General features: G+C 69.3%; 20 protein-coding genes and 1 tRNA gene. 9 read left to right on the top strand and 12 right to left on the bottom strand.

The genetic code is table 11. From position 1 onward, the window contains the following. The first annotated feature begins 14 nt into the window (after window positions 1-14). Window positions 15-491, top strand: a complete 477-nt coding sequence (locus ON41_RS36775) for a DUF7674 family protein (RefSeq protein WP_040753569.1) — start codon at window positions 15-17, stop codon at window positions 489-491. Beyond that, window positions 488-916 (top strand): YbaB/EbfC family nucleoid-associated protein, encoded by a 429-nt coding sequence (locus tag ON41_RS36770; RefSeq protein ID WP_040753566.1) that lies wholly within the window; start codon window positions 488-490, stop codon window positions 914-916. Before ON41_RS36775 ends, ON41_RS36770 begins: the two co-directional genes overlap by 4 nt. 67 nt (window positions 917-983) lie before the next feature. On the opposite strand, the gene ON41_RS36765 is transcribed toward ON41_RS36770, so the two are convergent. Both ON41_RS36765 and ON41_RS36760 read right to left on the bottom strand, forming a co-directional pair. Next, window positions 984-1,056, bottom strand: a tRNA-Asn gene (locus tag ON41_RS36765). Window positions 1,057-1,160: 104 nt separating this feature from the next. Then, window positions 1,161-1,610, bottom strand: coding sequence for a pyridoxamine 5'-phosphate oxidase family protein (locus ON41_RS36760; RefSeq protein WP_051163352.1), 450 nt, complete (start codon window positions 1,608-1,610; stop codon window positions 1,161-1,163). Between the two features lie 306 nt (window positions 1,611-1,916). Between ON41_RS36760 and ON41_RS36755 the strand changes: the two genes are divergently transcribed. Further along, window positions 1,917-2,267: a hypothetical protein gene (locus ON41_RS36755; protein ID WP_157185766.1), complete on the top strand. Its 351-nt coding sequence runs from the start codon at window positions 1,917-1,919 to the stop codon at window positions 2,265-2,267. Between the two features lie 3 nt (window positions 2,268-2,270). On the opposite strand, the gene ON41_RS36750 is transcribed toward ON41_RS36755, so the two are convergent. After that, window positions 2,271-3,299 (bottom strand): FAD-dependent oxidoreductase, encoded by a 1,029-nt coding sequence (locus ON41_RS36750; protein ID WP_040753558.1) that lies wholly within the window; start codon window positions 3,297-3,299, stop codon window positions 2,271-2,273. Window positions 3,300-3,522: 223 nt separating this feature from the next. Between ON41_RS36750 and ON41_RS36745 the strand changes: the two genes are divergently transcribed. Continuing rightward, entirely contained in the window at window positions 3,523-4,071 is a 549-nt protein-coding gene (locus tag ON41_RS36745) for a DUF8020 domain-containing protein (RefSeq protein WP_040753553.1), read from the top strand. Between the two features lie 34 nt (window positions 4,072-4,105). On the opposite strand, the gene ON41_RS36740 is transcribed toward ON41_RS36745, so the two are convergent. Then, window positions 4,106-4,927, bottom strand: a complete 822-nt coding sequence (locus ON41_RS36740) for an SDR family NAD(P)-dependent oxidoreductase (protein WP_040753549.1) — start codon at window positions 4,925-4,927, stop codon at window positions 4,106-4,108. Between the two features lie 109 nt (window positions 4,928-5,036). Between ON41_RS36740 and ON41_RS36735 the strand changes: the two genes are divergently transcribed. The 3 genes from ON41_RS36735 (at window position 5,037) to ON41_RS36725 (ending at window position 7,946) form a co-directional block, all read left to right on the top strand. Then, on the top strand, window positions 5,037-5,678 hold the full coding sequence (locus ON41_RS36735; RefSeq protein ID WP_040753548.1) for a TetR/AcrR family transcriptional regulator: 642 nt from the start codon (window positions 5,037-5,039) through the stop codon (window positions 5,676-5,678). Window positions 5,679-5,791: 113 nt separating this feature from the next. After that, window positions 5,792-7,120: a prenyltransferase/squalene oxidase repeat-containing protein gene (locus tag ON41_RS36730; protein ID WP_169336545.1), complete on the top strand. Its 1,329-nt coding sequence runs from the start codon at window positions 5,792-5,794 to the stop codon at window positions 7,118-7,120. Between the two features lie 76 nt (window positions 7,121-7,196). Further along, complete coding sequence (locus ON41_RS36725; protein WP_040753546.1) at window positions 7,197-7,946, top strand: thioesterase II family protein; 750 nt, start codon at window positions 7,197-7,199, stop codon at window positions 7,944-7,946. Here ON41_RS36725 and ON41_RS36720 read toward each other — a convergent pair whose 3' ends face one another. The 3 genes from ON41_RS36720 to ON41_RS36710 form a co-directional block, all read right to left on the bottom strand. Continuing rightward, window positions 7,947-8,795: a 1-acyl-sn-glycerol-3-phosphate acyltransferase gene (locus ON41_RS36720; RefSeq protein WP_051163350.1), complete on the bottom strand. Its 849-nt coding sequence runs from the start codon at window positions 8,793-8,795 to the stop codon at window positions 7,947-7,949. Window positions 8,796-9,008: 213 nt separating this feature from the next. Continuing rightward, window positions 9,009-9,629: an MBL fold metallo-hydrolase gene (locus ON41_RS36715; protein WP_040753544.1), complete on the bottom strand. Its 621-nt coding sequence runs from the start codon at window positions 9,627-9,629 to the stop codon at window positions 9,009-9,011. After that, a complete protein-coding gene (locus ON41_RS36710) occupies window positions 9,626-10,708 on the bottom strand; it encodes an S-(hydroxymethyl)mycothiol dehydrogenase (RefSeq protein ID WP_040753542.1) in 1,083 nt (360 codons plus the stop codon). The genes ON41_RS36715 and ON41_RS36710 overlap by 4 nt, the downstream gene beginning before the upstream one ends. Window positions 10,709-11,207: 499 nt before the next feature. Here ON41_RS36710 and car point away from each other — a divergent pair, with 499 nt between their 5' ends. Continuing rightward, a complete protein-coding gene (gene car, locus ON41_RS36705) occupies window positions 11,208-14,711 on the top strand; it encodes a carboxylic acid reductase (RefSeq protein ID WP_040753929.1) in 3,504 nt (1,167 codons plus the stop codon). Here car and ON41_RS36700 read toward each other — a convergent pair. From ON41_RS36700 to lpdA, 5 genes are all read right to left on the bottom strand, one after another. Further along, complete coding sequence (locus tag ON41_RS36700; protein ID WP_040753536.1) at window positions 14,694-15,323, bottom strand: nicotinamide mononucleotide transporter family protein; 630 nt, start codon at window positions 15,321-15,323, stop codon at window positions 14,694-14,696. The two genes, car and ON41_RS36700, sit on opposite strands and share 18 nt — an antisense overlap. Window positions 15,324-15,414: 91 nt before the next feature. Then, window positions 15,415-16,716 (bottom strand): dihydrolipoamide acetyltransferase family protein, encoded by a 1,302-nt coding sequence (locus tag ON41_RS36695; protein WP_174411397.1) that lies wholly within the window; start codon window positions 16,714-16,716, stop codon window positions 15,415-15,417. 33 nt (window positions 16,717-16,749) lie between these two features. Next, window positions 16,750-17,733, bottom strand: coding sequence for an alpha-ketoacid dehydrogenase subunit beta (locus ON41_RS36690; RefSeq protein ID WP_218003609.1), 984 nt, complete (start codon window positions 17,731-17,733; stop codon window positions 16,750-16,752). Between the two features lie 25 nt (window positions 17,734-17,758). After that, a complete protein-coding gene (gene pdhA / locus ON41_RS36685) occupies window positions 17,759-18,850 on the bottom strand; it encodes a pyruvate dehydrogenase (acetyl-transferring) E1 component subunit alpha (protein ID WP_040753523.1) in 1,092 nt (363 codons plus the stop codon). A gap of 12 nt (window positions 18,851-18,862) precedes the next feature. Beyond that, complete coding sequence (lpdA, locus tag ON41_RS36680; protein ID WP_040753521.1) at window positions 18,863-20,311, bottom strand: dihydrolipoyl dehydrogenase; 1,449 nt, start codon at window positions 20,309-20,311, stop codon at window positions 18,863-18,865. Window positions 20,312-20,565: 254 nt separating this feature from the next. On the opposite strand from lpdA, the gene ON41_RS36675 reads away from it, so the two are divergent. Further along, entirely contained in the window at window positions 20,566-21,513 is a 948-nt protein-coding gene (locus ON41_RS36675; RefSeq protein WP_246829674.1) for an alpha/beta hydrolase, read from the top strand. Window positions 21,514-21,521: the final 8 nt, after the last annotated feature.

Genomic DNA, 21,521 nt, shown 5'->3' with positions numbered 1-21,521 from the left:
GGCACGGTGACGATATGAACGATCGAACCGATCAAGAGATCCTGGACATGCTGTATGCCTGGACGAAGAGCCTCGTGCCCGAACTGTCGGCGTTCATCGAACGGCTCGCCGAGCTCGAGCCCGAGATCGGGCCGATCATCGCCGAACATATTCGCGACAACAATGAAATGCTGCCCACGGTTCTCATGGGCGACATCGCGCGTTGGGTTGTCGGAGTCGCACACGAGAGTGACAACCCGCGATTACGTTTGGCGCCATTTTTCGCCGAACTCGAGGACGGCTGGGGCGACGGACAGAACGCGGTGTCGGACCTGATAGCCGTGGCGTTCGTGGAGAATATCTTCGATGAACCCGAGGTCGTAAACCTGCTGGGCCCCGAACTGTTTCGCTACTATCGAATTTACACCGGTCAGGAGAAGGTGCGGCGCGACGAGGTGCGGCCGATGCCCGAAGTCGTCAAGAAGGTCCTCAAGAAATTGGGGCGCCGGTGACAGACACAGCCGCCTGGGAACAGCAGATCCAACGCATTCTCGCCGACGTCCGCCGCAACGGCACCCGACTGACTCGCGCTCTCGAGAAGGTTCGTGGTCGCGCCGAAACCCGCGGTGTCACTGTCGAAGTCGATGCCCACGGCGACATCACCACCCTGCAGATTGCTCGCGGCGCCATGCGCTGGAACAACACCCAGCTCGAGAGCACGCTGCTCGACTGTTACCGCCGAGCCCGTGCCGACGTGAAAGCCGAAGTACAGGAAATCGCGCGTAAGGCCGATCCGCGACTACGGCAGCCGATACACGAGCTGCTGGCCGATACGCCGTCGGTCTCCGACACGCGCCGCCCCCGAACAGAAGAAGAGATTCAAGCGGCGGACGATGCTTACTTCGAACGCATGAACCGTAGAGGCTGGCGCCGGTAGATGCGGAACGGCATTGAATCGGCCCCAGACCGTGCAAGGTGAACCGCTGGTCAGGGGCCGTTTTATGCTCCCCAAACTGGACTCGAACCAGTAACCTGCCGATTAACAGTCGGCTGCTCTGCCAATTGAGCTATTGGGGACTGATGGGCTCGTCCGTCCGGGCGGGCCGAGAAGAAACTTTAGCGTATTGGTCTTCGGTGGCCCAAATCGGGCATCTACCTGCGGGGATGGGGTGGGGTCCGGGTCAGGAGGTCGACGGGTTGTGGTGGGTGCTTTCAGGGCCGGGGTTGCCTATGGGGTGGAGGGCGGGGCCGTATTCGGTGCCGGTGATGAACTCCGGGCGGATGCGGATGACGCGATGGGGGTGGGGGACGTCGAGCAGGTGCTGGAGGGGGGTGCGAATGTCGCGGGTGGTCAGGTCCTCGGCGAAACCGACGACCGTGACGCACCAGCCGGCGTGCGTGGCCGGGTCGATGGTGTCGGCCTCGTAGGCTACGGCCTGGCGGTGGGGTGTCAGGGTGAGCGTGTGCGGTTCGGCGTGCACGAAGATCACCCCGGCGTCGACGATATGGCTGACGGGCTGGATCGTCGGCAGGGCGTGCCGGTGGTAGACGATCCTGCCGAAACTGATGTCCCCCAGCCGCCGCAGCGATTCGGCGTCGGACAGGGCGTGGGTGTCGGTGAAGCTGGGCATGTCTTCTCTCCGGTGTCGTCGGTGTGCGGATCGACGCTGCGCTGCGCGTCTCGGCCTGTGCGCGACCGCCCGATCACACCGACCGGTCTCGAATCATGATGTGCCCCTGATGGTTCCGTATCGATTTCGGTACGGTTCGCCGGTCCGGGATGGTGTATAAATCGTAGTTGGATTCGTCCTTCGTGGCGGGTCCTGTTTCCGAGAAAACGGTTGCGTACCCGACGGTTCCCGACATCGGCCGCAGTCTCGGGCGGGGTGCTCGACGGTGCGTGACCCTGAGGGTTGCACAAAGGGCGTGGATTGCTGATGTCCGATGACAACCAACTATTCGCAGTGCCGGTCACCCCGGACGGTATGGCTGGGGATACGGTCGCCGAGTACGTCGAACAGCGGTTGGCGGAGTGGTCGATGCGAGAGTTCGACGACTTCGTCAAGTCCTGTGATCGATTGGTGCGGCACCTGTTCGATACCGGACTGCAGTTGCAACTCGCCCGCTCTCAGCTCCCGGCCCGCGACCGCGGTCGCACCGACCTGTCAGGCGTGCTGGACGATCTGGATCTGATCATCCGGGATTCGAGTTCGGCCGTGCTGGCCCTTATGCGGACCGTCGGGTCGGACCGGCCCGACGAATCCCGGAGTCTCCGCCGTGGCTGGTGATGCCTACCGGCGACGCTGTTCGTAGAGCCGGGCGATCCGGTCGCGCTCCTCGGTGATCTGCTTGCGCCGCTCGGCCATGGCGGCCGCCGGGTCGGCGCCGGTGGTGAGGGCGGCGGCGAGGGCCGCCGCGTCCTCGATGGCATCGCGAGCCCCCACGCCCGCGGCGGGCGTGATGGCGTGATCGGCGTCGCCGCACAGGATGATCGGAGGTCGCGGCGGCTGCGCGCCGGGCAGCGGGACGTTGCGAGCGTTGATCACCCGCACCGTGTCGGTGTCGGCCACCATCGCGTCGACCAGGTCCGTGATGGCGGGTGCGGCCGAGCGGACCGCCTCGGCCCAGTCCGCCGCCGGATGCGTGCCCGTCGCCTCGGGCGGCAGTTCGGGCTGGGTGATGCGCGTGAACCACACCGCGACATCGTCGTTCCAGAAATGGCCGAAGGTGCCGGACGGCAGGACACCCGTGCCGAGTTGTCCCTGGAAATGCAGGACCGAGGGTTCGCTGTCCAGCCGGAGCGGATGGTTGGTGGTGCCGTAGACGACCGTCTGCCCGGCGTATTCGGCCTTCCGGTCGGGTTCGAGCCGGGCGCGGGCGACCGAATCCGTTCCGTCGGAGGCGATCACCAGGCCGTCGGCGGCGATGGCGGTATCGCCCGCCCGGAGGGCGCCCGTGGCGGGGTCGACATCGGTGATCGAAACGCCGTCGTACAGTTCGGCGCTGGTGGCGCGGGCGAAGTCGGCGAGCACCCGCATCAGGTCGTCGCGGAAATACAGGCGGTGGCCCTCGCTGGGACGGGTGCGCTCGTTGGCCGTGTACGCGATCCGCAGCGCGGTCAGGGGATGGGAGGCCGCGTGCAGGCGCTCGGTCTCGACGCCGAGATCGGAAAGTGCCTGGTGAGCCCGCCCGTCGAGGACGAGGAACTGCCCGTTGCGCGGGTTCGCCTGGCGTTCGTACAGCGTGGCCGGATGCCCGTGCCGGGCAAGCGCTCCGGCGAGAACCGTTCCGGCGATGCCGCCGCCGACGATCGTGACCATGATGTGGCTCCTAGCGTGCTGTCGAGCGAGCGGTGTCCACTGCAATGCCTTCGATCCGGCTGGTCGATCATTGCACGACGCGCGAACTTTCTTTGTCAAGTGACCATAAGATTTCGGAAACCGACCGCTGCACACGGTTTTTCGCGTAACAATGGGGACGGCCGAGATCCGGTCGTGTGGGGATAGTCGGCTGTCACCGGGCCGTTCGAATAAGGGGAAAGTCATGAGAGCCAAGCGAATCGCTGCTACCGCCGTGCTCGCGATCGGCGCCGTGGGTGTCACCGCGGGCGTCGTCCAGGCGCAGCCCGCACCGGCCGCAGAGGCGGCGATCAGCGGCGCCGACCACGGCGTGGCGTACGTGGCCGCGCCGACGGCGGATCGCACCGGCGTGACGACGACCGTCGCGGCGGGCACCTTCGCCCTGACCCAGGACGGTCAGGCCGTCACCCTCACCGATGTCGCAGGTAACGAGGTTGCCCGGGTACCGCTGACCGTTCCGGTCGCGGGCGGGGCAGTCGGTCTCACCCCGCGGATCGATGCCGCGGGACGTTCGCTCACGCTGACCGCGAACGACCACACCGCGCAGGTCGCGCAGAACATCGACGAAGCGTCGGACACCGAAGCCCGCAAGCAGCACAACGCGGGGGTCGGCGCGCTGATCGGGGCCGGAATCGGCGCGGTCATCGGCTTCTTCCTCGGCGGCGTCGGCGCCCTGGTCACCGTCCCGATCGGGGCCGGAATCGGCGCGCTCATCGGCTACTCCACGCCGTAACCCGGCACTCGCGGCGGGCGGCGATCGGCGATGCCTAGGCCAGCAGGGCCGCGGTCATCGCCGCCAGCCGGTCCGCCGCGTGCGGGTCGAAGGGCTCGCCGTGGACGTCGACCGGAGTGTCCTGCATGAAGGCGGACAGGGGGGCCGTCGGTGGATTGTCGAGGTGGCGCAGCAGGCGGGGGAGGGCCGCCTCGATCGGCTGGGCGCGCTCGCGCATGCCGGCGAGGATTTCCGCGCTGGCGGCGTCGTAGTCGCCGGTGAAGCCCGTGGCGGTGAGACCGGGGTGCAGCAGGACGTAGCGGATACGGCTGCCGGGGTAGCGGCGGGTGAAGGCGACGGCGAGGAGGTCGCTGAGCTTTCCGCACTGACCCATGACCTCGTCGGGGCGGTAGTCGTGCGCGAACTGCAGGTCGCCCCAGCGGATTCGGGTCAGGTCGCCGCCGGGGCCGGACAGGTCGAGCAGGACCGGTGACTCGGCTCGCTCCAGGTGCGCGGCCAGGCCGTGGCCGAGCAGATACCGGCTCAGGTAGAACAGCGCGAAACTGCTCTCGAAGCCCTCGGCGGTGACCACCCGGGTGGCGCGGTAGTAGCGCGCCCCGAGCACCAGCGCGTCGATGACGGGGTACGTCGCGGTGATGTGCTCGATCACCCGCCGGTTCTCGGCGACCAGACTCAGATCCGCCCGCAGGAATTCGGCGCGGCCGGCCGCGCCCACGTCGGCCGCGACGTCGAGGACCGCCTGTCCCTTCGCCGCATCGGTCCCCAGGACGACGACGCGATCGCCGCGGCGCAGGTAGGTCTCGGCGAGCGCTCTGCCCATGCCGTCGGTTCCCCCGGTGATGACCACGGTTCGCACAACAATCTCCTCATGTGTACTCGAACGATCGAAATACTAGACTCACGAGTCTAGTACTCGTGAGGACAGGCTAGCAGACTCATGAGTCCAGATTCGCTATGCTGGAGAGATGAGCGCCGCCACCGGAACCTCCCGGACCCACCCGGTTCGCGGCCGTATCGATAAGCAGCGGGCCGTGCTGACGGCCGCCTTCACCGTGTTCACCCGGGTCGGCTACGCCCAGGCCCGTGTCGACGAGATCGCGGCCGAGGCAGGTGTCGCCAAGGCCACCGTCTACAACCACTTCGGCGATAAGCAGACGCTGTTCCGCGAGGCCGTTCGGGCGCTGTCGGACAGTGCGCTCGCGGCGAATCTCGCTGCTGTGGAACGACTCTCGGACGCGCACAGTGACATTGCCGAGACGCTGCGCGATGTGGGATCGCACCTGGCCGCCTGCTACTGCGCGGAGGATTCCCGCGCCCTGCGCCGTCTGGTGGCGGCCGAGGCCGCGCAGTTCCCGGATCTGCTGGAACTCCTCGACGAGGTCGCCGCCCGGGTCACCCGCGCGCTGGCCGACCGGCTGGCGCGGCTGGCGCTGTCGGGCGCCCTCCGGATCGACGACCCGGACCTGGCGGCCGCCCAGTTCGCCGCGCTGCTCACGGGTCCCGTGGACGCGCGGTCGCGGTTCGGCACCCGTCCCGTGCCCGCGTCCGAACGCGATCCCGTCACGGCCGCCGCGGTCACCACCTTCCTCGCCGCCTACGGCCGCTGAGTCACACGAATTTCCCTGGTAGACGGCTGATTTACGTCGCATAACTATCGGGACTCACCGGTATGCGGCCATTTCCCAGCGGGTATTGCGAGGGAGAATGGAGGCGGGAAGTGGTGACGATGCGGGTTGCGCGGGCAACGGATTTGGACGGCCGTATCGGTGCCGCGGTGGACTGGCTGTACAGCCATCAGCGGCAGGACGGTCGTGATGGGGCGGGCTGGGGTTGGATTTCGGATGTGAGCCCGAATCCGGTCAGCACGGCCGAGGTGGTGTGCGCGCTGGCGCTCGCCGGACGGGAGATACCGCGAGCCAGGCAGGTGGCGCTGCTGATGCGCGGAAATGATTCCGGCACAGTGGTTTCCGATCTCCTGTCACCGCTCGAGGTGGCCTGGCGGCTGCGCGGCCTGCAATGCCTGGGGGTCGGGGCCGACGACCCGGACGCGGTCGCGTTCCGGCGCGCGCTGCTGGCGGCGCAGGACGCCGACTCCGGTGGCTGGCCGATGACCGATCGCTCGGGCCCGGTCTCGATCACCGCGACCGCGGTCGCGATCCAGGCCCTCGGCGCGGCGGCGAAGTCGGACGCGATCGCGATGGAGGCGGTGCTGTGGGGCGCCGGGCGCCTGGTATCGGCCGTCCTCGATCGTGCCCCGCGCAAGCAGCGGCTGTTCGAATCCGCCTGTGTGGTAGCGACATTGGCGCATCCCCAGGTTGCGGAGATCGGCGGCGACCGTTTCGTGCACGCGCGCGAGCTGGCCCTGTGCCGGTTGATCACGGCGCTGCGCCGCGGCGGCATCCGGATCGAGGAGGAGTCGTTCCGGCGCGGCGGCGCGGCCGATACCTGGCGGCACCTCACGCTGCACGCGACGCTGTGCGCGGTGACGGCCGGTGATCCGCAGGCGGTGGGGGATCCGGTTGTCCAGCAAGCCCTCACGAGCCTGCTGGAACTGCAGGAACGGGAACCGCTGCACGCCCAGTACGGCGGATTCCGGACCTCCCCGGAGGGGTATGTGACCTCGTCCGCGACCGCGCAGGCGCTGGAGGCGATGATCCGGGTCCGGGCGCAGCTGGACGGAACCGACGAGGGCACAACGGTATTCGAGCCGATCGGCCGGGCGCTGTGGAGCCGGCGCAACGGGGTGCCGCGGCCGAAGGGCGCCTGGGCGGCCGCGTCGCCGTACGGCGGGCGGCCGGACGTCTCCGTGTGGGTGTCGAACGGCTCTGCCGGAGTGACGATCTCGGTGCTGGCGGTGATCTTCGCCGACCAGCTGGGCCGCATGGGCAGCCGGGCGCTGGTCGCGTGGGGACTGGCCTTCGTCGCGATCGGAACCTACGAGGGGCTCTCGAACCGATTGCCGCAGACCTCCCGGCGGCGGATAGCCGCCGCCGTGCTCGGCACGTATACGGCCCTGCTGCTACCGCTGATGGCGTTCCTGCTGACCTGAGAACCGCTCCCGCTGGCCGGAATGCGTGATCCCCGTGACAATGACGGGGGTCACGCAGAACGAAAGGGGGCCCTCGATGAGCAGCGCAGAGCGCGACGGCGGCACGTGGGTGCGGCGCTTCCACCCGCGCACCGATCCGCGGGCGCGGCTGGTGTGCCTGGCGCACGCCGGGGGGTCCGCGTCGTACTTCCATCCCGTGTCCAGGATGGTCGCGCCCGAGCACGAGGTCCTGGCCGTCCAGTACCCCGGCCGGCAGGACCGGCGGCACGAGCGCCGCATCGAGAGCGTACCGGAAATGGCGAGACTCGTTGCCGCGGAACTCGTGCCGTGGCTCGACCGCCCGCTGTACCTGTTCGGGCACAGCATGGGCGCCTCGGTGGCCTTCGAGGTGGCACGGCTGCTGGAGGACCGCGGCGCGGAGCCCGCCGGGCTGTTCGTCTCCGGACGCCGGGCGCCGTCGCGGGTGCGCACCGAGACCGTCCACCTGCTCGACGACGCCGGCCTGCTCGCGGAGGTGCGGCGGCTCAACGGATCCGACGTCCGGGTCCTCGACGACGACGAGATGCTGCGCGCCGTCCTGCCCGCCATCCGCAGCGACTACAAGGCCGCCGAGACCTACCGCGGCCCCGCCGGCGCGACGGTGTCCGCGCCGATCCACGCCCACATCGGATTACAGGATCCGAAGGTGACCGTGGCGGAGGCCCGCGCCTGGAGCGAGCACACCACCGGCGGCTTCGCGCTCACCACCTACGACGGTGGCCATTTCTATCTCGGCGAGCACGCCGCCGCGGTGGTGCGGTCCATCGAGACGGTGATGTCGGCCTGACTACAGGACCTTCGCCAGCGCCGACAGCGGGCCCGGCAGCCCTTCCACGTGCCGCTTGATTCCGGTCGCGACCGGATTGGGCGTCTCCGCCCGCAACCGGTCGAGTTCGGCCTGCATGGTGTCCACGGTCTCCCGGTAGCAGGCGTCGACCTCGGCCGGATTCTCGGGATCGCCGGGCCGCGTCGACCAGTCCAGCGGGGGCAGGAAGCTCAGGTTGACCGTCGCGGGCAGCGGGACCTGCGGGACCACGGGCGCCACCCCGAACGGCACGCCCACGGTGTAGGGAAAGACCTTGGCGCGCAACAGCTTGTCCAGGCGCAGCAGCCGGGCGGTGCGTTCACCGCGGCTGACGATGAAGATGGAATCGTGCCCGCCGGTGGCGACGGCCGGAACGACCGGGATGCCGAGTTCCAGTGCGAGCCGGACGAATCCCTTGCGACCGGCGAGATCGATCCGGCCCCGGTCGGACCACGGCCGGCACGCCTCCCAGTCGCCGCCCGGGTAGACCAGGACGGCGCCGCCGTCCTTCACAGCGGTCGTGGCGGCCTCGCGCGACGCCGGCAGCACGCCGAAACTTCGCAGGCTGTCACCGAGAAACGGGGTGCGCAAAAGGATGTCGTGCGCCACGCCGAACGAGGGGTCGACCGGGCGGCGGTCCAGCATGGACAGGTAGGTGAGCCATATCTCGGGCGCCCAGTAGATCGACGAGTGATTGCCGATGACCAGCGCCGGTCCGGTTTCCGGGACGTTGTGCGACCCGGTGACCGTCGGTGTGAAGTAGTTGACGTAGGCCCGCGCCACGGGAAGCAGCGGGTGATCGGGATCCGGGATCTGCCGGACGGTGTTCATTATGGGGGTTTCCTGTCTGTCGCCTCGCTTTCGGACGACACGCGACAACCGAATTGCCCCTGGTCACATCCCCGTTGATATTCCCTACGGTCGCGCGTGCGCGGACCGGCAACGGCGGTGCATCGTTTGCCCGACCGATGCCGATCACCGTCCTCCTGCGCCACCGAGGGTAGCCCACCAAGCAATCGCTTGGTGGCAAATGTGCGGAATCCCTCAGTGCCCCCGGTGGATCCACTCGCTCAGATGCGGCGCCTCGGCGCCGATGGTGGTGGAGTCGCCGTGGCCCGTATGGACGACCGTCTCCTCCGGCAGGGCCAGCAACCGCGTCCGGATGGACTCGACGATGGTCGGGAAGTGCGAATACGAGCGCCCGGTGGCCCCCGGGCCGCCGGAGAACAGGGTGTCGCCGGTGAACACCACCCGCTCCGACTCGAGGTACAGGCTGCAGCATCCGGGCGAGTGGCCGGGCGTGTGCAGTACCTGGAGAGCGTTGTCGCCCAACGGAATTCGCTGATCACCCGTCAACGGACGGTACGGGACGCCGGGATGTACGGCCTGCCAGAGCATGTCGTCGGCGGGGTGCAGCAGGATCGGCGCGCCCGTCGCCTCGGCCAGCGCCGGGGCGACGTTGATGTGGTCGTTGTGGGCGTGGGTGCAGACGATCGCGGTGACCGTGCGGCCCTCGACGGCGGCGAGTATCGGGGCCGGGTCGTGGGCGGCGTCGATGATCACCGCCTCGTCGCCGGTGCCGACCACCCAGACGTTGTTGTCGACATCCCAACTGCCGCCGTCCAATTCGAATGTGCCGGAGGTGACCACGCGCTGGATGTTCACAGCACCACCACCGAGCGCAGCACGTCGCCGTGGTGCATGGTGGTGAAGGCCTGCTCCACGCCGTCGAGCGGAACGCGTTCGCTGACAAAGCGTTCCAGCGGCAGTCGGCCCTGGCGGTACAGGTCGAGCAGCATGGGGAAGTCGCGCTCGGGCAGGCAGTCGCCGTACCAGGAGGACTTCAGCGCGCCGCCGTGGGAGAAGAAGTCGATCAGCGGCATCTCCAGGCGCATATCCGGGGTGGGCACGCCGACGAGGACCACGGTCCCGGCCAGATCGCGGGCGTAGAACGCCTGCTTCCAGGTCTCGGGCCGGCCCACCGCGTCGATCACCACGTCGGCGCCGAATCCGCCGGTCAGCTCCTGGACGCGCTCGACGATGTCGTCGCCGGCCTCGAGGGTGTGGGTGGCGCCGAGTTCGGTGGCCCACTCCAGTTTCCGCGGATCGCGGTCGACGGCGATGATCGTGGTGGCCCCGGCCAGCCGTGCCCCGGCGATGGCGGCGTCGCCGACGCCGCCGCAGCCGATCACCGCGACCGAATCGCCGTAGCGCACGTTGCCGGTATTGATGGCCGCGCCGAGCCCGGCCATCACGCCGCAGCCGAGCAGTCCGGCCACCGCCGGATCGGTGTCGGGTTCGATGACGGTGCACTGGCCCTCGTGGACCAGCGTCTTGTCGGCGAACGCCCCGATCCCGAGCGCGGGGGTGAGGGTGGTGCCGTCGGCCAGCGTCATCGGGCGGCTCGCGTTGTGGGTGCTGAAGCAGTACCACGGCTTGCCGCGCCGGCACGCCCGGCAGGCGCCGCACACCGCGCGCCAGTTCAGGACGACGTGGTCGCCCGGTCGGACGTGCGTGACGTCGTCGCCGACGGTCTCCACCACGCCCGCGGCCTCGTGGCCCAGCAGGAACGGGAACTCGTCGTTGATACCGCCCTCGCGGTAGGTCAGATCGGTGTGGCACACCCCGCACGCCAGCACCCGCACCACCACATCGCGCGGGCCCGGATCGGGGACGACGATGTCGACGATCTCGACCGGCGCTCCGGCGTTGCGAGCGATGACGCCGCGAACCTTCTGGGACATAGACCTCTCCTTACGCGCGCTAACCCATCTCCCCGGGATCGTAACCGGTCCGGCCGAGCATGTCCGGTCAGTTGTCCGGTCAGCTGTCTCGACAGTAGTTGCCGCTGAGCCGTCGTACGCCTTGTGCGTGTGCTCTCGCACGAAATAGCCGGTACAGCAATCTATTTCTGCTCGACAATGGTGAATTACGTTTGCGCGCTCGGCTCCGGGCTCGATGGTAACGAAATCGATAGTGCGATCCGGGGTTTCCGGGAATTCGCTCCTCGTTTACGCAAACGGGCAAACCGTGCATACCGCGCAGCGTGACGTACGCCTCACTGGCCCCTAGCTCGATCGATGTCATCGTGAATCGTGACGCCCTTGACAGCGGGTCGCGTGCGGCGGGACCGTTGAACTAGTTAGCGTAGGTAAATTAATAGGCGCGGGATCGAGCTGTGCCCCGCGCGCGCATTCATCAAGTCGAACACACTCGGAGAGGTCGGGGATGGACATTCTGGGGATGGAGATCACGGACGCGCAGGCGCAATTGATTCGACGGGCCACCGAACTGATAGAGGGCGACGAGCAGGTCCGGGCCGCCCTCCCCGACGAGGCGGTGGCGAAGGCCGTGCAGGCCCCCGGCCTGGGGCTGGCGTCGGTGGTGGCGACGATCATGGAGGGCTATGCCGACCGCCCGGCGGCCGGTCGGCGGGCGGTCGAATTCGTCGCCGACGACAGCGGCCGGCGCCACGCGCGCCTGCTGCCCCGCTACGACACCATCACCTACGGCGAGCTGTGGGAGCGCGTGCGCGCGCTGATGGCCGCCTGGCATCACGATCCCGAACGGCCCACGCGCGCGGGAGATTTCGTCGCCATTCTCGGTTTCACCGGTATCGACTACACGGTGGTCGACCTCGCCTGCGCCTGCCTGGGCGCGGTCTCGGTGCCGCTGCAGGCGGGCGCGTCGCTCGCGCAGCTGACCCCGATTGCCGCCGAGACCGAACCGCGGGTGCTCGCCACCGATATCGAACAGCTGGGCGCGGGGGTGGATCTGGTGCTGTCCGGCGATTCGGTGCGCTCGGTGGTCGTCTTCGACTACTACGCCGAGGACGACGATCACCGCGCCGCCCTGGAGTCGGCCCGCGCCCGGCTGGCCGACAGCCCGGTCACCGTCGACACTCTCGACGAGGTGCTGGCGCGCGGCCGCGACCTGCCCGCCGCACCGCTGCACACGGACGGCGACGAGGACGAGCTGTCGCTGCTGATCTACACCTCCGGCAGCACCGGAACACCCAAGGGCGCAATCTATCCCGCGCGCCTGCTGACGCGCATGTGGCGCTCCGGGGGCGACCGGCCGATGCCGGTCCTCGGCTTCAGCTACATGCCGATGAGCCACGTCGCGGGCCGGGGCTCGCTGATCAGCGCCCTGTCGCTCGGCGGCACCGTGTACTTCGCGGCGCGCAGCGATATGTCCACGCTGTTCGACGACATCACGCTGTGCCGGCCGACGATGGTGTTCTTCGTTCCGCGCGTGTGCGACATGGTGTTCCAGCGCTACCGCAGCGAGGTGGACCGGCGGCTGGCGGCCGGCGGCGACCGCGAACAGGTCGAGCGCGAGGTGAAAACCGAACTGCGCGAACACTTCCTGGGCGGTCGCTTCCTGCTGGCCCTGGTGGGCAGCGCCCCGCTGTCGCCGGAGATGCGCGCGTTCATGGAGTCGGTGCTCGAGATCGGCATGTTCGACGGCTACGGCGCCACCGAGACCGGCGGCGGCGTGCTGCTCAACAACGAACTCCAGCGCCCGCCGGTGCTCGACTACCGGCTGGAAGACGTGCCCGAACTCGGCTACTTCGGCACCGACAAGCCGTATCCGCGCGGCGAACTGCTGCTCAAATCCGAGACGCTGGTGCCCGGCTACTACAAGCGGCCGGAGCTGAACGCCGAGATCTTCGACGCCGACGGCTTCTACCGCACCGGCGACGTGATGGCCGAGATCGGGCGGGACCGGCTGGTGTACGTCGACCGGCGCAACAACGTGCTGAAGCTGTCGCAGGGCGAATTCGTGGCGGTGTCGAAGCTGGAGGCCCTCTACACGAGCAGTCCGCTGGTCCGGCAGATCTACGTCTACGGGTCCAGTGAGCGCGCCTACCTGCTGGCGGTGATCGTGCCGACCGACGACGCGGTAACGGCGCATCCGGAGCCGGCGGAGTTGAAGGCGGCGATCGGCGAATCGCTCCAGCGGGTCGCCAGGGACGCCGAACTCGAGTCCTACGAGATTCCGCGCGACTTCCTGGTGGAGCCCGAGGCGTTCAGTATGGCGAACGGCCTGCTGTCGGGTATCGGGAAACTGTTGCGGCCCAAGCTGAAGCAGCGCTACGGCGACCGGCTCGAGGAGCGCTACGACGAGCTCTCGCGCGAGCAGCAGGACGAACTGACCGCGCTGCGCACCGCCGCGGCCGACCTGCCGGTGCTGGAGACGGTGAGCCGCGCGGCCAAGGCGCTGCTGGGCTGTGCGACAACGGATCTGCGGCCCGACGCGCACTTCGCGGACCTCGGCGGGGACTCCCTGTCGGCGCTGTCGCTGTCGACCCTGCTGCAGGAGATCTTCGCGGTCGAGGTGCCGGTCGGCGTGATCGTCGGCCCGGCGACCGATCTGCGGCGGCTGGCGGAGTACATCGAGACCGAGCGGGCCTCGGGCGGCACCCGCCCGACGGCGGCCTCGGTGCACGGCGCGGGGACCGAGATCCGCGCGGCCGACCTGACTCTGGACAAGTTCATCGACGCCGAGACCCTCGCGGGAGCGACCGCCCTGCCCCGCGCGCCGCGCTCGCCCGACACCGTCTTGCTGACGGGCGCCAACGGGTACCTCGGCCGGTTCCTGTGCCTGGAATGGCTGCGGCGGCTGCATGATTCGGGCGGCACCCTGATCTGCGTCGTGCGCGGCAGCGACGCGGCGGCGGCGCGGGCGCGGCTGGACGAGGTGTTCGACAGCGGCGATCCGGAGCTGCTGTCGCACTACCGGGAGCTGGCCGAGGGGACGCTGGAGGTGCTGGCCGGAGATATCGGCGAGCCGAATTTCGGTGTGGCCGAGGCGGACTGGCGGCGACTGGCGGATTCGGTCGATCTGATCGTGCATCCGGCGGCGCTGGTGAACCACGTGCTGCCCTACGACCAGCTGTTCGGCCCGAATGTGGTCGGCACCGCGGAGGTGATCCGGCTGGCGCTGACGGCGCGGCTGAAGCCGGTGACCTACCTGTCCACGGTGGGCGTCGCCGATCAGGTGAATCCGCAGGTGTTCACCGAGGACGGCGATATCCGCGAGATCAGCGGGGTGCGGTCGCTCGGCGACGGATACGCCAACGGGTACGGCAACAGCAAGTGGGCGGGGGAGGTGCTGCTGCGGGAGGCGCACGATCTGTGCGGGCTGCCGGTGGCGGTGTTCCGCTCGGACATGATCCTCGCGCACAGCCGCTACGGCGGTCAGTTCAATCTGCCCGACATGTTCACCCGGCTCTTCCTGAGCGTGCTGGCCACCGGGGTGGCGCCGAAGTCGTTCTACGAGGCCGATGCCGAGGGGAATCGGCAGCGCGCCCACTACGACGGGCTGCCCGCCGATTTCACCGCGGAGGCCATCACCACCCTCGGCATGCGGGTCGGTAGCGGCTACGAGACCTTCGACGTCCTCAATCCGCACGACGACGGGCTGGGGCTCGACGAATTCATCGACTGGCTCATCGCGGCCGGGCATCCGATCGAGCGCATCGACGACTACGGGCAGTGGCTGTCGCGCTTCGAGACCGCCCTGCGCGCCCTGCCGGAGCAGCAGCGGCAGCATTCGGTCCTCCCGCTCCTGCACGCCTACCGCCGCCCCGGCGCACCGATCCGCGGCGCGATGCTTCCCGCCAAGAAGTTCCAGGCCGCCGTGCAGGAGGCGAGAATCGGCGCCGCCGCCGACATCCCGCACCTGACCCCGGCCCTGATCGAGAAGTACGCCACCGACTTGAAACTACGAAACCTGCTGTAGCGGGAGGGCTTCACGCTGGCGGTATTCCCGCCGCCAGCGGGTGAAGCCCACCATGACCATGACGAAGAAGAGTCCGTAGACCGCGCCCGAGACGTACAGGCCGGAGTTGAAGGCCAGGGGTACGCCGACCAGGTCGACCAGCATCCAGATGATCCAGAAGTCGACCAGGGCGCGGCTCTGGGCGAAGGTGGCGATCGCGCTGCCGACGAAGATGTAGGCGTTGGCCCACGGGGACCAGGCGACGTGCAGCCAGGTCAGGTGGATGAACAGCTCGGCCACCAGCACGGTGCCGAGCACCAGCACGGCGAGCAGGAATACGCGTTCGCGGGTCGTCGCCGGGCGCACCAGCAGCCCGTGGCGATCACGCCGCCCGCGCACCCAGGACATCCAGCCGTACGCGGCCAGCGCGCAGAACAGCACCTGTTTGAGCGCGTTGCCGGGGACGTGGGCGTCCAGTGACGCGGCCAGCAGCAGGAGCGCCCCGGCGATCTGCACCGGCCAGGTCCACACGGTCTTGCGCATGGCCAGCCACACCACGCCCAGCGACAGGACGTTCCCGATCAGGTCGGTCCAGAGGATGTGCTCGCCGAAGAGCTGGAATCCCGCGTTCACGCGACTGTTCCCCGCATGTCGCGACCAACGACACCGGCACGGCACGATATTCCCGCCGCCCGAAGAAGCCGGGATGCTCGGCGGGAAGTACTCAGGTGATGATGCGGAGGGGGTGTTCGAGGAGGTCGGTGAGGTGGCGGAGGAAGCGGGCGGCGACGGCGCCGTCGATCGCGCGGTGGTCGGCGGAGAGGGTGACGCGCAGGATCTTGCGGGACACCACCTCGTCGCCGTCCAGGCGCAGCTCGTCGCGGGCGGCGCCGATCGCGAGGATCGCGGACTCCGGCGGGTTGATGACGGCCGTGAACTCCTCGATGCCGAACATGCCGAGATTCGAGAGGGTGAAGGTGCCGCCGGACATCTCCTCGGCGCGCAGCTTGCGATCGCGGGCCCGGCCGGCCAGATCGCGGGCCTCGGCGGCGATCTCGGAGACGCTCTTGCGGTCGGCGTCACGGATCACCGGCACCAGCAGTCCCGCGGGCGTGGCCACGGCGACGCCGAGGTGAATCCCGCGGTGCCGCAGGAGTTTGTCGCCCGCGAAGGTGACGTTCACCGCGGGATCCGCGCGCAGCGTCGAGGCCACCGCCTTGACCAGCAGGTCGTTGACGCTGACCTTCCCCTTGTCCGCCGCCTCCAGGGTGGTGTTGATCTCGGCGCGGAACGCCAGCAGGTCGGTGACGTCGATCGCGCTGGTGAGGTAGATGTGCGGGGCCTGCTGCTTGCTCTCGGTGAGCCGCAGGGCCGACACCCGCTGGATGTTGGTGAGCGGGATCTCGTCGTAGTCGCTCGCGGCGGGAAGCGCGCCGGTCGTCGCCGGTGCCGTGTCGGCCCGCGCGGGTGATTCCGTTGTGCCGGTCGAGGATTCGCTGCTCGCGACCGGAGTGCTCGTCGCCGACTCGACATCCCGCCGGGTGACCCGGCCCCCGGGCCCCGTGCCGGTCACGGATGCGAGATCGACGCCCAGCTCCTTCGCGATCTTCCGGGCCAGCGGCGAGGACTTGGGTCGCCCGGCGGTAGGCGCTCCACCTGTGATCCGGGCATCGTGTGGCGACGTGGTTTCGGCCGCCGAAACACTTTGGGCGGCAGAAGCTTCCGTACCCGACGGTGCGCCGGTGCCGGGCTCCGTCGGTGCAGGTGAACTCGGCTTCGCGGCGGCCCCGCTCCCGTCCCCGACGATCGCGATGGGCTCGCCGATCGGCACCCGCGCGCCCGCGTCGGCGAGGATCTGCTCGAGCACCCCGTCGTCGTAGGCTTCGAGTTCCATGAGCGCCTTGTCGGTCTCGATCTCGGCGAGCACCTCGCCGCGCGCGACCGGATCGCCCACCTGCTTCAGCCAGGACGCGATGACGCCGTCCTCCATGGTGTCGGACAGGCGGGGCATGGTGATTTCAGGCAATGTAGGTGTCCTTCGGATTCGGCGCGGGGGTGCTCAGCGGCGGCGGCCCACGGCCGCGAGGGTCTCCACCGCGGCGGTGTACAGCGAATCGGCCGACGGCAGCGCGATCCGCTCCAGCGGTTTGGCGTACGGCAACGGCACCTCGGCCATGGCCACCCGCCGCACGGGCGCGTCGAGGTAGTCGAACGCGCCGTCGGAGATCGAGGCGGCGATCTCCGCGCCGATGCCGTAGGTGAGCCAGTCGTCCTCGCCGATCACGGCGCAGCCGGTCTTGCGGACCGACGCGATGACAGTGTCGCGATCCAGTGGCCGCAGGCTGCGCAGGTCGATCACCTCCGCCGAGATGCCCTCTCCGGCAAGCCGTTCGGCGACCTGGGTCGCCACCGTCGCCATCCGCGAGTAGCCGATCAGCGTGATGTCGGAACCCTCCCGCGTGACCGCGGCCTTGCCGATCTGCACGGGCGGAAGGTCGTCGGGCACTTCGCCTTTGGTGTTGTAGAGGGAGAGGTTCTCCAGGAACAGCACCGGATCGTTGTCGGTGATCGCGGCCCGCAGCAGCGCCCGCGCGTCGGCCGGCGTACTCGGCGCGACCACCTTGAGGCCGGGCACGAACGCGTAGTACAGCTCGATGTTCTGCGAATGCGTCGCCCCCAGCTGCTGACCGCCGCCGCCGGGCGTGCGGATCACCATGGGCACGCTGGTCTGCCCGCCGAACATGCCGTAGATCTTCGCGGCGTGATTGACGATCTGGTCCAGCGCGAGCAGCGAGAAGTTGATCGTCATGATCTCGACGACCGGGCGCAGCCCCAGCATGGCGGCGCCGATGGCCGCGCCGACGAAACCCTCCTCGGCGATCGGGGTGTCGCGCACCCGCTTCTCGCCGAATTCCTCGAGCAGCCCGGCGGTGATCTTGTAGGAGCCCTCGAAGACGCCGATCTCCTCGCCGATGAGCAGGATGTCGTCGTCCCGCCGCATCTCCTGGCGCAGGGTGTCGCGCAGCGCTTCGCGATAGGTCATGACTGGCATGGGAAATGCGTCCTAATCAGGCGGTGAACAGCGGATCGGCGGGCAGGCGGCGGGAATCGCCGGGCACCGGGGTGGCATAGGTGTAGTCGAACAGGCTCGACGGCTCCGGATGCGGGCTGGCGTCGGCGAATTCGACGGCCGCCGCGACGGTAGCGCGGACCTCGGCCTCGATATCGGCGATGTCCTGCTCCGAGAGCAGCCCGGCCGCGGTGAGGTCGGCGGCGAGCCGCGCGACGGGATCGTGCTCGCGCGCGGCCGAAACATCTTCGGCGGAGCGATATTTCGCCGGATCGACCACCGAGTGGCCCTTGAGCCGGTAGCTGACCGCCTCCAGCAGCGCCGGTTTCCCTTCGCGCCGTGCGCCTTCCAGCAGTTCGGCGGCGATATCGCGGACCGCGAGCACATCGGTGCCGTCGACCCGCTCGCCGCGAATCCGGTAGGACTCGGCCCGCTTGTAGAGATCCGGTTCGGCCGAGGAGCGCTCGACGGTGGTGCCCATGCCGGTCTGGTTGTTGATCACCAGGAACAGCACCGGAAGCCGCCACAGCGCGGCGATATTGAGCGATTCGTGGAACGCGCCGATATTCGTCGTCCCGTCGCCCATCTGGCACACCACCACGTCGTCGCCGCCGCGGTAGTCGATGGCCATCGCGGCGCCCACGGCCAGCGGGACCTGCCCGCCCACGATGGCGTAGCCGCCCAGCAGCCGGGTCGCGGTGTCGTACATGTGCATCGAGCCGCCCCAGCCCTTCGAGGTGCCGGTGGAGCGGCCGTACAGCTCGGCCATCACCCGTCCGGGCTCGATGCCCTTGGCGAGGGCGTAGCCGTGCTCGCGGTAGTTCGTGAACAGGTAGTCGGTGGGCCGCATGGCCGCGGCCAGGCCGACCACCGTGGCCTCCTCGCCGAGGTTGAGGTGGCAGTAGCCGCCGATCTTGGCCTGCTGGTAGCTCTGCGCGGTGCGCTCCTCGAAGCGCCGCACGAACAGCATGTCGCGGTACAGCCCGCGCAGGGTCTGCGGATCCTCGGCGGCGAACCGGTTGTCCGCCTTGGTGTTCGAGGCGCTACGCGCCTTGCGGGCGGTCTTGCGCGGTGCGGTGGTCGTGGTCACGGGTGGGCCTCCTCAACGCTGGCGCGGCGCGATGTGTACCGGCAGGCCGAGCCCGGTCAGGGCGGCCTCCATACCGATCTCGCCGAGAGTGGGGTGGGCGTGGATGGTGTCGGCGAGTTCGTCCAGCGTCGCCTCCAGTGTGATCGCCAGGGCGCCCTCGGTGATCAGGTCGCTGGCCGACGGGCCGATGATGTGCACGCCGAGCACCTCGTTGTGCCGTTGTCCGGCAACGATCTTCATGAACCCCTCGGTGTCGCCGAAGGTCCGCGGCCGCCCCAGCGCCGCGAACGGGAACTTCGCGGTGACCACCTCGTGCCCGGCGGCGCGGGCCGCGTCCTCGGTGAGGCCCACGCTCGCGATCTCCGGATGGGTGAAGGTGGCCGCCGGGATCACCGTGTAGTCGATGTGCGCCGGATGCCCGGCGATCACATCGGCGGCGATGAGGCCCTGATGGGAGGCGACGTGCGCGAGCAGGGCCCGGCCGGTGACGTCGCCGATGGCGTAGACGTGGTCCACGCCGGTGCGCAGCTGGTCGTCGACCGTGATGAAACCCCGTGCGTCCGTGGTGATCCCCGCGGTCTCGAGGCCGAGGTCGGCGGTGTTGGGGCGGCGTCCCACGCCCACCAGCACCACGTCGGCGTCGAGTTCGCGAGCCCGGGACCCGCCGACGGTGACGCGCAGCGCGTCGCCGGAGGCGATCGATTCGACCGTCGCTCCGGTCAGCACGGTGATCCCGCGCTTGCCGAACGACCGGCCCAGCGCGACGCCGATATCCCTGTCCTCCAGCGGAACCAGGCGATCCTGCATCTCGACGATCGTCACCTCGCTGCCGAAGGTGGCGAACAGGCTCGCCCACTCCGCGCCGACCGCGCTGCCCCCGATCACCACCAGCCGGCGCGGGACCTCGGTGAGGCCGAACGCGCCGTCGGAGGTGACCACGCCGGGCAGGTCGGCGCCGGGGATCGGCAACCGCGCCGGGACCGAGCCCGTCGCGACGATCACATCCTTCGCCTCGATCGTGCGGATCGGCGCGGCGGGCGCGGCGGCGTAGCGCGGGCCGCCGGGGAAGATCGGCGACGGGCCGACCTCGTGCACCTCGACGGTGGTGGGGCCGGTGAAGCGCGCGTGCCCCTCGACGACGGTCACCCCATTGGCCTTCAGCAGGCCCGCGACCCCGTCCGTGAGTTCCTTGACGATGCCGTCCTTGCGCTGGCGCACCGCGCCGAAGTCGTAGCGCACATTATCGGCGAGGACACCGAATTCGGCTGCGGCGGCGACGGTCTGGAAGACCTCGGCCGAGCGCAACATGGCCTTGGTCGGGATGCAGCCCCAGTTCAGGCAGACCCCGCCGGGCCGCTCCTTCTCCACCAGACCCACCGACAGGCCGCGCTGGGCGGCGCGGATGGCGGCGACGTACCCGCCCGGGCCGCCGCCGACGACCAGAAGATCGAACTCCGGCACTCGTGGTGCTCCTCATCTCGATGATTCCGACCCCGCCGCGGTTGTGGCGCGAGTCATCGCGAACGAGTCTTGTCGTCACCAGGTGCACAAACAATGACCCGGTAGCCCAGGAATCGCCGTCCAGGATTGGGCGCAGCGCCCAACCGGGTGCGGCGGATTTCGGGTGATCGCACGGTGATCATCGCGGTCACGGGATGACAAATTTCTTTCCCGGATCGCTGCGGACGCGTGATCTTCGGGCGTACAACGGAATTGTGAGGTCTGGAAAGTACGTGGCCGCGCTCGTCAGTCTGCTGACCGCCTCCGCCGCGGCATGTCTGCTACCGGCGCCCGCCGAGGCGGCGCCCGACCCCGCGCGGGTGGTCGGTGAGGAATCCCTGGGCGGTTCGGTGTCCCGGATGGACGTCTACTCGCCCGCGATGGGCCAGGTGGTGAGCAGCAGGGTGATCCGCGCGCCGGGCGGCCCCGCGCCGACCCTCTACCTGCTGACGGGCATCGGCGGCGGCCTGGACGGCATCTCCTGGTGGGACGATACGGATGTCCGGGACTTCTTCGCGGACAAGCATGTCAACGTGGTCATGCCGATCGGCGGCGCCTACAGCATGTACACGGACTGGGTCGCCGAGGATCCCGTGGTGGGCCGCGGCCGCTGGCAGACGTTCCTCACCCGCGAGCTACCCGCGGCCCTCGACCCGCATCTGGGCGGCACCGGGCGCAATGCGATCGCCGGGGTGTCCATGAGCGGGGCGTCGGCGCTCGACCTGGCCATCCAGGCGCCGGATCAGTACGACGCGGTCGCCTCCTACAGCGGCTGCCCGTGGTCGGCCGATCCCGCCGGAATCGGCCTGATCACAGCCCAATTGGTGCGCGGCGGCGCGAATCCCGGGAATATGTGGGGCTTTCCGGGCGGCGCGGGCTGGCAGGCGCACGACGACTTCGCGCACGCCGGTGCGCTGGCCGGCAAGACCGTCTACCTCTCGGCGGCGACGGGCGCCCCGGGTCCGATCGATGACGGCGGCTGGCCGTTCCCGCCGGTCGAGGCGATCGCCAGCTCCTGCACCGCCGCCTTCGCGGGCAGGCTCGCCCAGATCGGCATCCCCGCAATCCATGTGAACCGCCCGGAGGGCTCGCACACCTGGGGCCAGTTCGAGGCGGACCTCCACGACTCCTGGCCCTACCTGGCCAACGCGCTCGGCGCATAGCAGCGCCC

The sequence above is a fragment of the Nocardia transvalensis NBRC 15921 genome (assembly GCF_000308875.1).
Taxonomy (GTDB): Bacteria; Actinomycetota; Actinomycetes; order Mycobacteriales; family Mycobacteriaceae; genus Nocardia; species Nocardia transvalensis.
The sequence above is the reverse complement of the archived record's forward strand: the minus strand, read 5'-3'. Positions and strand labels throughout refer to the sequence as shown.

What these genes read in the sequence shown, in the direction of transcription:
- ON41_RS36775 (WP_040753569.1), top strand. Translation starts at nt 15, where the DNA reads ATGAACGATCGAACCGATCAAGAGATCCTGGACATGCTGTATGCCTGG.
- ON41_RS36760 (WP_051163352.1), bottom strand. Translation starts at nt 1,610, where the DNA reads ATGCCCAGCTTCACCGACACCCACGCCCTGTCCGACGCCGAATCGCTG.
- ON41_RS36755 (WP_157185766.1), top strand. Translation starts at nt 1,917, where the DNA reads ATGTCCGATGACAACCAACTATTCGCAGTGCCGGTCACCCCGGACGGT.
- ON41_RS36750 (WP_040753558.1), bottom strand. Translation starts at nt 3,299, where the DNA reads ATGGTCACGATCGTCGGCGGCGGCATCGCCGGAACGGTTCTCGCCGGA.
- ON41_RS36745 (WP_040753553.1), top strand. Translation starts at nt 3,523, where the DNA reads ATGAGAGCCAAGCGAATCGCTGCTACCGCCGTGCTCGCGATCGGCGCC.
- ON41_RS36735 (WP_040753548.1), top strand. Translation starts at nt 5,037, where the DNA reads ATGAGCGCCGCCACCGGAACCTCCCGGACCCACCCGGTTCGCGGCCGT.
- ON41_RS36725 (WP_040753546.1), top strand. Translation starts at nt 7,197, where the DNA reads ATGAGCAGCGCAGAGCGCGACGGCGGCACGTGGGTGCGGCGCTTCCAC.
- ON41_RS36720 (WP_051163350.1), bottom strand. Translation starts at nt 8,795, where the DNA reads ATGAACACCGTCCGGCAGATCCCGGATCCCGATCACCCGCTGCTTCCC.
- ON41_RS36710 (WP_040753542.1), bottom strand. Translation starts at nt 10,708, where the DNA reads ATGTCCCAGAAGGTTCGCGGCGTCATCGCTCGCAACGCCGGAGCGCCG.
- car (WP_040753929.1), top strand. Translation starts at nt 11,208, where the DNA reads ATGGAGATCACGGACGCGCAGGCGCAATTGATTCGACGGGCCACCGAA.
- ON41_RS36690 (WP_218003609.1), bottom strand. Translation starts at nt 17,733, where the DNA reads ATGACCTATCGCGAAGCGCTGCGCGACACCCTGCGCCAGGAGATGCGG.